We start from the raw sequence: 7,034 nt of genomic DNA, 5'->3' as shown, positions 1-7,034 counted from the left end.
ACTGATCCACCCCGAAGGGCTTCACCGTTCGACTTGCATGTGTTAAGCACGCCGCCAGCGTTCGTCCTGAGCCAGGATCAAACTCTCCGTGAATGCTTACCCGGCAGTGCTTAATTAAAAGCGCCGGGTCGACACCCGCGTTGAGCGGCACGGCAACCACCGGAATAGGGCGGCCCCGCGCACTGCGTCCTCGCTAGTGTTTGTTTCAAAAGGAATCTCCAACCCCGATCGAACGATCGAGGCCGGGGATGTCAACATATCTGGCGTTGACTTTTGGCACGCTGTTGAGTTCTCAAGGAACGGACGCTTCCTTCGGACCGCCTTCCAGCGGACCCTCCGGGCTTCGTTCTTTCGTGTTTCCAGCTTATCAGATGTTTTCCGCTCCGTTTTCCGGAGTTTCATTCATTCGATTCGCTTTCGCCTTTCGGCGCTCCCGAACTCTATCAGAGTTTCTCGGTCCGTTTTCCCCGGTCGTTCTCGAATTCAGATTCGAGCCCGTTTCCGAGGGGCCGTCCCGTGGGGCAACCCGGAGAACATTACGCACCGGGTTGCCCCACGTCAAACCGGCCTCAGCCGGTGTTGAGCGAGCGTCAGACCTCGACGACGACCGGCAGGATCATCGGCCGGCGGCGGTAGTTGTCCGCGACCCACTTGCCGATGGTGCGGCGGACCAGCTGCTGCACCTGACGGGGCTCCAGGACACCGTCACTCGCCGAGCGGTCCAGCGCCTCCTGGAGCTTGGCGGCCACCGGGACGAACGCGTTGTCGTCGATGCCGGAGCCGCGGGCCTGGATGGTCGGGCCACCGACGATCTTGCCGTTGGTCGAGTCGACCGCGACGAAGACCGAGATGAAGCCCTCCTCGCCGAGGATCCTGCGGTCCTTGAGCGAGGCCTCGGTGATGTCGCCGACCGAGGAGCCGTCCACGTAGACGTAGCCGGCCTGCACCTTGCCGACGATGCGGGCGACGCCGCCCTCCAGGTCGACGCAGACACCGTCCTCGGCGATGACCACGCGGTTGCGCGGCACCCCGGTGGCGATGCCCAGCTCGGCGGCCGCGCGCAGGTGGCGCCACTCGCCGTGGACCGGCATCAGGTTGCGTGGCTTGCAGATGTTGAAGAAGTAGAGCAGCTCGCCGGCCGAGGCGTGGCCGGAGACGTGCACCTTGGCGTTGCCCTTGTGCACGACCTTGGCGCCCCAGCGGGTCAGGCCGTTGATCACCCGGTAGACGGCGTTCTCGTTGCCCGGGATGAGCGAGGAGGCCAGGACGACGGTGTCGCCCTCGACGATGCGGATCTGGTGGTCGCGGTTGGCCATCCGGGACAGCGCCGCCATCGGCTCGCCCTGCGAACCGGTGCAGATCAGCACGACCTCCTTGTCCGGAAGGTCGTCCAGCTGCTTGACGTCCACGACCATGTTGCCGGGGACCTTCAGGTAGCCGAGGTCGCGGGCGATGCCCATGTTGCGGACCATCGAGCGGCCGACGAAGGCGACCTTGCGCTTGTACTCGTGGGCCGCGTCCAGGACCTGCTGGATGCGGTGCACGTGGCTCGCGAAGGAGGCCACGATGATCCGCTTGTCGGCGTTCGCGAAGACGTTCCGCAGCGCCGCCGAGATGTCCCGCTCGTGCGGGATGAAGCCGGGAACCTCGGCGTTGGTGGAGTCCACCAGCAGGAGGTCCATGCCCTCCTCCGCCAGCTTGGCGAAGGTCGGCAGGTCGGTCAGGCGGCCGTCCAGCGGCAGCTGGTCCATCTTGAAGTCGCCGGTGGCCACGACCATGCCGGCCGGGGTGCGGACCGCGACCGCCAGGGCGTCCGGGATGGAGTGGTTGACGGCGATGAACTCGCAGTCGAAGGGGCCGATGCGCTCGCGCTCGCCCTCCTTGACCTCCAGCACGTACGGCCGGATGCGGTGTTCGGCGAGCTTGGCCTCGATCAGCGCCAGGGTCAGCTTGGAGCCGATCAGCGGGATGTCCGGGTTCTCCCGCAGGAGGAAGGGGACGGCGCCGATGTGGTCCTCGTGCCCGTGGGTGAGGACGATGCCGTCGACCTTGTCGAGACGGTCCCGGATGTAGCTGAAGTCCGGGAGGATCAGGTCCACGCCGGGCTGCTCGTCCTCGGGGAAGAGGACGCCGCAGTCGATGATCAGGATGCGGTCGCCGTACTCGAGGACCGTCATGTTGCGGCCGATCTCGCCGAGGCCGCCGAGCGGAGTGATGCGGAGGGCGCCCTCCTTCAGTGCCGGGGGCGCGCCGAGCTCGGGGTGCGGGTGGCTCAAAAGACTCTCCTCACGACGCACGCCATATGCCCGGGGTCCTCCCCCTGGAGACATATGGCGCGCGTACTCAGTGTCGTTTTCCTACTGGGTCTGTGCTCTCGCGCCTTCGGACCGGTTCAGCGGCGGACCCTGGGAGGTCCGGCGAGCCGGGGCGCGCACGTCCGTGTCTGTCAAAGGTGTACCCCGCCGGCGGCGAGATCCTGCTTCAATCGCTCGATCTCCTCGGGCGTCGCTCCGACCAACGGCAGTCGCAGCGGGCCGGCGGGCAGGCCCTGGAGTTCCAGCGCGGCCTTGCCGAGGATCACGCCCTGGGTGCGGAACATACCGCTGAACACCGGGAGCAGGCGCTGGTGGATACTCGTGGCCTTGACCACATCGCCCGCCAGGAAGGCCTCGATCATCGCCCGCAGGTCCCCGGCCACCACGTGCCCGACGACGCTGACCACGCCGACGGCTCCGACTGACAGCAGCGGCAGGTTGAGGATGTCGTCGCCGGAGTACCAGGCGAGGTCGGAGCGGGCGATCGCCCAGGCCGCGGCGCCGAGGTCGCCCTTGGCGTCCTTGTTGGCGACGATCCGCGGGTGCTCGCCGAGGCGGACCAGCGTCTCGTGGCTCAGCGCGACCCCGCTGCGGCCCGGGATGTCGTACAGCATGACCGGCAGCCCGGTCGCGTCGGCGACGGCGGCGTTGTGCCGGTACAGGCCCTCCTGCGGGGGCTTGCTGTAGTACGGCGTGACGACCAGCAGGCCGTTCGCTCCGGCCGCCTCGGCCTGCCGGGCCAGTTCGACGCTGTGGTGGGTGTCGTTGGTCCCGACGCCGGCGACCACGTGGGCGCGGTCCCCGACCGCCTCGACCACGGCGCGGACCAGCTGGGCCTTCTCGGCGTCGCTGGTGGTCGGGGACTCACCGGTGGTGCCGTTGACGACGAGGCCGTCGTTGCCGGAGTCCACGAGGTGCGTGGCGAGGCGCTGGGCGCCGTCGAGGTCGAGCGCGCCGTCGGCGGTGAACGGGGTGACCATGGCGGTCAGGACCCGGCCGAACGGCGTCTGGGGGGTGGAGGTCGGAGCCATGCGTCCAAAGCTACTCGTAGGCGGTGGGGCGTTACCCATGCCGGTCCAGTGTTCGGACAGGTGTAGCGCGTCGGTGGCGCGGACGTGGGATTCCGGTGCTGCCCGCTCGGGGGTTCGGGCAGCACCGGAATCCGTGTTCACGAATGTAGGGAGCGGCTAGATAAGCCGCAATCCAGACATGCCAGACACTCTGCCCGTATGCCGGTCGTCCCAGGTCAGGGGGCGACGCGGCCGTGCTTCTCGAAGGCCGCATGGGTGAGCGGCATGAGCCGGGCCCACTGCTCCTCCATCTGCTCGGCGACCATCTCGATCTCGCGCTGCGGGAAGGACGGCACCGCCGAGTTCTCCCGCCGGGTGCGCAGCGACAGGAAGTGCATCAGCGAGCGCGAGTTGCAGGTCGCGTACATCGAGGAGAACAGGCCCACCGGCAGCACCGCGCGGGCCACCTCGCGGGCCACTCCGGCGGCCAGCATCTCCTGGTAGCGGGCGTAGGACTCGCGGTACGCGGCCTCCATCGCCCCGGTGGTGGTGCTGTGCTGCTCCGGCGTGCCCTCGTGGAACTCGTACTTGCCGGGGCGGCCCTGCTGGACCAGCTTGCGCTCCTCGCCCGGGACGTAGAAGACCGGCTGCAGCTCGCGGTAGCGGCCGGATTCCTCGTTGTACGACCAGCCGCTGCGGTGCCGGTGGAACTCCCGGAACACGAAGATCGGCGCGCTGATGAAGAAGGTCATCGAGTTGTGCTCGAACGGCGTGCCGTGCCGGTCGCGCATGAGGAAGTTGATCAGGCCCTTGGACTTCTCCGGGTCCTGCTGGAGGGCCTCCAGGGACTGCTCGCCCGCGGTCGAGACCCGGGCCGCCCAGATGACGTCCGAGTCGGCGGCGGCGCTGCGGACCAGCTCCACCGTCACGTCGCTGCGGAAGCTGGGGGCCGTCGGTTCGTCGCTCACGCGTTACTCCTTGCGGGTTCGGTGCTGTGCAGCTTGATGGCGTGCTGCATGGTCTTGCGGGCGCGCGGGGTGTCGCCGGCGTCGGCGTACGCCACGGCGAGGCGGAACCAGACCCGCCAGTCGCCCGGCGCGGCCTGTGCCTCGGCCTGGCGGCGGGCGAACACCGCGTCGGCCGAGGCCCGGTCGATCCGCCCGCCCTTGCTGCGCTTCAGCTCGTCCACCGGCAGGCCGCCCTCGGCCTCCAGTTCGTGGGCCAGCCGCTCGCTGTCCCGGCCGAAGCGGACGGTCTGGCGCAGGAACCAGACGCCGATCACCGGGATCACGAAGGCGCAGATCCCGATGCCGATGCCGAGCGGCTTGCCGGTCGCGATCAGCTGGACGCCCTCGCCCACGCAGACCAGGGCGACCAGCAGCAGCACGCCGGACAGGACGAAGAAACCGGTGCGGGAGGTCATCGGTCCCCTCCGGGAATCGGCACGGTCTGGTTCGGCACGGTTCGGATCGACACTGTCACAGGTCCAGGAAGTGTTCGAGGCCGAAGGTCAGCCCCGGCGTCCCGACGACCTTGCGCACGCCCAGCAGGATGCCCGGCATGAAGCTGCTGTGGTGCAGCGAGTCGTGCCGGATGGTGAGCGTCTCACCGGTGTCGCCGAACATCACCTGCTGGTGGGCGAGCAGGCCGCGCAGCCGCACCGCGTGCACCGGCACCCCGTCCACGTCGGCGCCGCGCGCGCCGGGCAGGCTGTGGGTGGTCGGGTCCTGCTGCGGCGGCCGGCCGGCCTCGGCCCGGGCGGCGGCGATCAGCTGGGCGGTGCGGGTGGCGGTGCCGCTGGGCGCGTCGGCCTTGCGGTCGTGGTGCAGCTCGACCACCTCGACCGACTCGAAGTACCGGGCGGCGATCTGGGAGAACTTCATGCCGAGGATGGCGCCGATGGAGAAGTTCGGGGCGATCAGCAGGCCGAGCTCCGGGGCCTCGGCCAGCCGGCCGCGGACGGTGGCGAGCCGCTCGTCCGTCCAGCCGGTGGTGCCGGTGACCACGTGGATGCCGTGGTCCAGGCAGTAGTCCAGGTTGCCCATCACCGAGTCCGGATGGGTCAGCTCGACGGCGACCTGGGCACCGGCCTCTGTCAGCTCCTCCAGCTTCGAGCCGCGGCCGAGGGCGGCCACCAGCTCCAGGTCCGGCGCGGCCTCGACGGCCTTGACCGCCTCGGAGCCGATCCGACCCCTGGCGCCGATCACGGCGACACGCAGCGTCATAGCAAAGTTCCTCTCACCTGGGAATCAGCGGATCAGACCAGCAGATCGGCGAGCTTGGCGGCCCGCTTGTCATTGACCGGGCCGATCAGCGCGAGCGACGGCCGGTGCGCGCCCAGCACATCACGCGCCACCGCGTGGACGTCCTCCAGGGTCACCGCGGCGATCCGCTCCAGCATGTCGTCCACCGACAGGTGGTGCCCGTAGCTGAGCTCGGCCTTGCCGATCCGGTTCATCAGCGAGCCGGTGTCCTCCATGCCGAGCACGGTGGAACCGGAGATCTGGCCGATCGCCCGGTTCAGCTCCTCCTCGGTGATGCCCTCCTCGACCACCTTGGCCAGCTCGGCGCGGCAGATCCGCAGCACCTCCTCGACCCGCTTGGGCTGGCAGCCCGCGTAGATGCCGAACAGGCCGCTGTCCGCGTAGGACGAGGAGTACGAGTAGACCGAGTACGCCAGGCCCCGCTTCTCGCGGACCTCCTGGAACAGCCGGGAGCTCATCCCGCCGCCGAGGGCCGCGTTGAGCACGCCCATCGCCCAGCGGCGCTCGTCGTGCCGCGGCACCCCGGGCACGCCCAAAACCAGGTGGGCCTGCTCGGTGGAGCGGTTGAGCACCTCGACCCGGCCGGCCGTGCGCAGCGCCTTGACGCCGCGGCGGGCCTCCGCGGGGGCCGCGGTGGAGGCCGCCAGCACCGTCGCGAAGGCCTGCTCGACCTGCTTCACCACCTTGCGGTGGTCGAGGTTGCCGGCCGCCGCGACGACCAGGTGCTCGGGCCGGTAGCGGCGGCGGTAGAAGCCGGCGATCTGGTCCCGGGTGAGCGTCCTGATGGTCTCCTGGGTGCCCAGGATCGGGCGGCCGAGCGGGCCGCTGCCGTAGATCACCGTGGCGAACAGGTCGTGCACCACGTCGCCCGGGTCGTCCTCGGCCATCGCCATCTCTTCCAGGATGACGCCGCGCTCGGACTCCACGTCCTCGGGCCGGATCAGCGAGCCGGTGAGCATGTCGCAGACCACGTCGATGGCCAGCGGCAGGTCGGTGTCCAGGACCCGGGCGTAGTAGCAGGTGTTCTCCTTCGCGGTGAAGGCGTTCATCTCGCCGCCGACCGCGTCCAGGGCGGCCGAGATGTCCAGCGCGCTGCGCCGCTCGGTGCCCTTGAAGAGCAGGTGCTCCAGGTAGTGGGTGGCGCCGTTGAGCTGCGGGGTCTCGTCCCGCGAGCCGACGCCGACCCAGATGCCGAAGGTGGCGGAGCGCACCGTGGGCAGGGTCTCGGTGACGACCCGAAGGCCGCCGGGGAGGACGGTGCGGCGCACCGTCCCGGCGCCGTCGACGCCCTTGAGCAGGGTCCGGGTGGTGCCGGGACGCTGCATTACCGCCGGGGCCTGCGCCACGGGGGGTACCTCCAGAGGAAACGCACGTGTGGATGGGCACGTACGGACGAACGCGTGGACAACGGGGTGCGGCCCGCACGCCGGGAGGCGTACGGGCCG

Annotated in this window: 6 protein-coding genes and 1 rRNA gene; all 7 read right to left on the bottom strand. The window is 69.6% G+C overall.

The annotated features are described in order from the left end of the window. A 16S ribosomal RNA gene (locus ACWGJO_RS30665) occupies positions 1-93 on the bottom strand; the annotation flags it as partial. 497 nt (positions 94-590) lie between these two features. Then, positions 591-2,276, bottom strand: coding sequence for a ribonuclease J (locus ACWGJO_RS30660; protein WP_380544919.1), 1,686 nt, complete (start codon positions 2,274-2,276; stop codon positions 591-593). A 170-nt stretch (positions 2,277-2,446) separates the two neighbouring features. Continuing rightward, the gene (dapA, locus tag ACWGJO_RS30655) at positions 2,447-3,346 is read right to left on the bottom strand and encodes a 4-hydroxy-tetrahydrodipicolinate synthase (protein WP_452188691.1); all 900 of its coding nucleotides are present in this window, start codon (positions 3,344-3,346) and stop codon (positions 2,447-2,449) included. A 215-nt stretch (positions 3,347-3,561) separates the two neighbouring features. Beyond that, positions 3,562-4,293 (bottom strand): FAD-dependent thymidylate synthase, encoded by a 732-nt coding sequence (thyX, locus tag ACWGJO_RS30650; RefSeq protein WP_359911594.1) that lies wholly within the window; start codon positions 4,291-4,293, stop codon positions 3,562-3,564. Next, positions 4,290-4,748 carry a tetratricopeptide repeat protein gene (locus tag ACWGJO_RS30645; RefSeq protein ID WP_359911597.1) on the bottom strand — a complete coding sequence of 153 codons (459 nt, stop codon included), beginning with the start codon at positions 4,746-4,748 and terminating at the stop codon, positions 4,290-4,292. Before ACWGJO_RS30645 ends, thyX begins: the two co-directional genes overlap by 4 nt. Before the next feature lie 55 nt (positions 4,749-4,803). Continuing rightward, entirely contained in the window at positions 4,804-5,550 is a 747-nt protein-coding gene (gene dapB, locus ACWGJO_RS30640) for a 4-hydroxy-tetrahydrodipicolinate reductase (protein ID WP_359911600.1), read from the bottom strand. A gap of 32 nt (positions 5,551-5,582) precedes the next feature. Further along, positions 5,583-6,914 (bottom strand): M16 family metallopeptidase, encoded by a 1,332-nt coding sequence (locus ACWGJO_RS30635; RefSeq protein WP_452188694.1) that lies wholly within the window; start codon positions 6,912-6,914, stop codon positions 5,583-5,585. Positions 6,915-7,034: the final 120 nt, after the last annotated feature.

This window comes from Kitasatospora sp. NPDC054795 (assembly GCF_053611565.1).
This window is presented reverse-complemented; position numbering and strand designations above follow the sequence as displayed.

What these genes read in the sequence shown, in the direction of transcription:
- dapA (WP_452188691.1), bottom strand. Translation starts at nt 3,346, where the DNA reads ATGGCTCCGACCTCCACCCCCCAGACGCCGTTCGGCCGGGTCCTGACC.
- ACWGJO_RS30645 (WP_359911597.1), bottom strand. Translation starts at nt 4,748, where the DNA reads ATGACCTCCCGCACCGGTTTCTTCGTCCTGTCCGGCGTGCTGCTGCTG.
- dapB (WP_359911600.1), bottom strand. Translation starts at nt 5,550, where the DNA reads ATGACGCTGCGTGTCGCCGTGATCGGCGCCAGGGGTCGGATCGGCTCC.
- ACWGJO_RS30635 (WP_452188694.1), bottom strand. Translation starts at nt 6,914, where the DNA reads ATGCAGCGTCCCGGCACCACCCGGACCCTGCTCAAGGGCGTCGACGGC.